The organism is Burkholderia sp. JPY481, from assembly GCF_038900515.1.
Lineage (GTDB): Bacteria > Pseudomonadota > Gammaproteobacteria > Burkholderiales > Burkholderiaceae > Paraburkholderia > Paraburkholderia youngii.
Genome location: NZ_JAYMRT010000081.1, coordinates 1 through 2,621 on the forward strand (window position 1 = coordinate 1; position 2,621 = coordinate 2,621).

A 2,621-nucleotide genomic window follows, 5' to 3' on the forward strand; every position below is an offset into this window, starting at 1 on the left:
GGGAGTCTCGTGACATAGTGCATCCTTTGGTTAGAAGCCCGGCAACTTGAGTGACTTCTCTGCTTCCTGTCGGGCCTTGAAGTGAGGCGGTCGCCTTTCCTTGATAGCCCGTACACCTTCCCTGACGGCTTCAGAATCAAGCTCAGCAACAGGGACCTGCCAGGGCGCCGAGGGCATGAGTTGAGTCGCAGGCAGTATTCCTTCACGGATCAGGCGGTGAATCGAGCTGCCGTAGATTCCCAGTCGCCGTGAGGCCTCTTCCACGCTGATCGTCTCCGCATGCGATGCCATCGGATCGAATGGCGCAATGCCCAGCCGTTCACGCAGTTCGGTAACACGAACCGTGGTCCAGGTCTTGCCGTCTGGCGATTTGCATCGCATGCGGTTCATGGTCACCGCAAGCTCCCTGTCCGGCCACTGCCCGCCAAGCTTGCGCATAACCTCAACAGCACTGAAGTGTTGGCCAGATGGATATCGACCAACATTCACGCGTGCGACGCGCAGCTCCGTGTGCCGACCACCGGTCCAGTGAACCGTTGCGACTGCTTCATTCGTATTGTCGTCCAGATCAATCACGACTTCCTGAATGAGAATACGGGTCAGCCGCTGCTTTGTTCGCATATCGGTGCCCGGCGCATTCCACGCCGCCGGGAGATCGCGTGCGAGCGTCATCAACTGCGTCTGGTCGATCGCGGGCCGGCTTGCAACCTCGCGGTCCAGAAGCGCAGCGCGCTCTTCGAGGTGAGCGACACGTTCGAGGGCCGCATTCCAACGCGCTTCAAGCTCGCGTGCAACCAATCGTTTCGTCGGATCGACAACCTCATACCGGCGTGCGGCAAGAGAGGCATCGTAGCGCGCTTCCTCGAGCTCGCAGGCTAACGCGCGACGCGCATCATCGCCTGCGCGCGATGTTCGCTGTGCAGCGCGAACGGCCGCTTCCACCGCATGCTCCGAAACCGCTTCGAGAATTGCGGCCGCCACTGCTTTGTCGATACGTATTCCGCCGATTCCGATACAGCGGAATGCTCCGACATGTGCTTCGTCGCCACGGCAGTAATAGCGATGCGCGTGGCCGGCTCTCATGCCGTAGTTGACTCGCATCATTCGGCCGCACCGGCCACATCGCGCCAGGCCAGTAAGCAATGCCCGCCCACCACGAGCAGATCGACGGGAAGCCCGCTTCTTCATGTGTGTGTTCTCGGCAATCATCCTCTGATGCTCCTCGAACTGATCCCACGTGATGTACCCTGGGTGATGATCGCGCAACAGGACGCTCCAGTCCTTCATTGGCTTGGAGTGGCCTTCAGTCTTACGAGCCCGTCCGTCGACGACCGCGGTGCGCTGGGTCGTCCTTCCAAACACATACGCCCCAGCATAAACCGGATGCTCCAGGATCTGGACGACCGTGTGATATGCAGGCCTGCTCCATTCGATCCGGATGCCCGCGAGGCCGTGCCGTGTCACCGGCAGTTTCACGTCGGATTGTATGGCCCATAGCAGCACCTGACGGGCACTGCCGAGTTCGCGAAACTTACGGAAGAGCACCCGGATGGACTCGGCAACCCGTTCGTCTGGATCCATCTCGATCTGCCCAAGCTCATTCCAGCAGTAGCCCGGAGGTAGCGCAAAGCGCAATTCGCCACGCTGGGCCTTCGAATCACGCGCGGCAATGCCACGCTGCCGCAGCAGACTGAGTTCGTACTCCGACATCGTGCCTTTGAGTCCAAGCAGGAGCCGATCGTTGACCAGCCTGGGGTCATAAATACCGTCGTGATCAACGACGACCGTGCCGACCAGCGCGCAAAGATCAATGAGATGGTGCCAATCGCGGCCGTTGCGCGCAAGTCGTGAAGCCTCGAGACAGAACACGGCGCCGACGGATCCTGCACACACTGACGCGACCAGCTTCTGGAACCCGGGACGTTCGATACTGCCGGAGCCCGAACGTCCAAGGTCATCGTCGATCGTCGTCACTGAAGCAAAGCCCATGGTTCGTGCAGATTCAGCGAGCGCGTACTGACGATTCTGGCTCTCCGTGTGCTCCACCACCTGGCTCATGGTTGATTGACGGACGTAGACCACCGCGCCTCGGCAGAGATGTTCAGCGGAGATCTTCTGGTTCATCGCGATCTCCTGGGTCGGTTATGTTCGCCGGCTTGCCCAGCGCTTCCAGCAGAAGTGCTGCGAGCGCGTCGATCACTTCCTCCCGTCGATTCCCCACTATGGCTGCGTCGAAGGTGGGATCTAGGTGCAGTTCCAGCGGAAGCTGTACGCCGCGTTCTCTTTGCAGTCGTCTCATCGGAATGGCCCTCCGTTGACAGAGGCTTCGATGATCCTCCTGCGGCGGAGTGGCGCTTCCGATCAGACAGGACGCGGCACAAGAAGGCCAGCGCCTCGGCGCTCACTCGCGGTTCGCCAAGCGACATCGCCGAGCATATCGACGCATCGAGCATCCAGGCTGGCAGTTCGCGGGAGATCTGTTGCGGGACGTCGAGGTGAACCATCTGATTCCCGCGGCGCCCAGTGCGGCGGACCAGCCTGTATTCCTGGCCGTAGGCGGGGTGCCAGCGGTATGCGATCACCACAATTTGCGATCGGTATGTTGAATGTCGTGTGGTTTG

2 protein-coding genes are annotated in these 2,621 nt (G+C 60.5%); both read right to left on the bottom strand.

What is annotated here, in order from left to right:
• Positions 1-30 precede the first annotated feature (30 nt).
• A complete protein-coding gene (locus tag VSR82_RS39605) occupies positions 31-2,124 on the bottom strand; it encodes a recombinase family protein (protein WP_498858883.1) in 2,094 nt (697 codons plus the stop codon).
• Positions 2,102-2,299 carry a hypothetical protein gene (locus tag VSR82_RS39610; RefSeq protein WP_429464261.1) on the bottom strand — a complete coding sequence of 66 codons (198 nt, stop codon included), beginning with the start codon at positions 2,297-2,299 and terminating at the stop codon, positions 2,102-2,104. The genes VSR82_RS39605 and VSR82_RS39610 overlap by 23 nt, the downstream gene beginning before the upstream one ends.
• Positions 2,300-2,621: the final 322 nt, after the last annotated feature.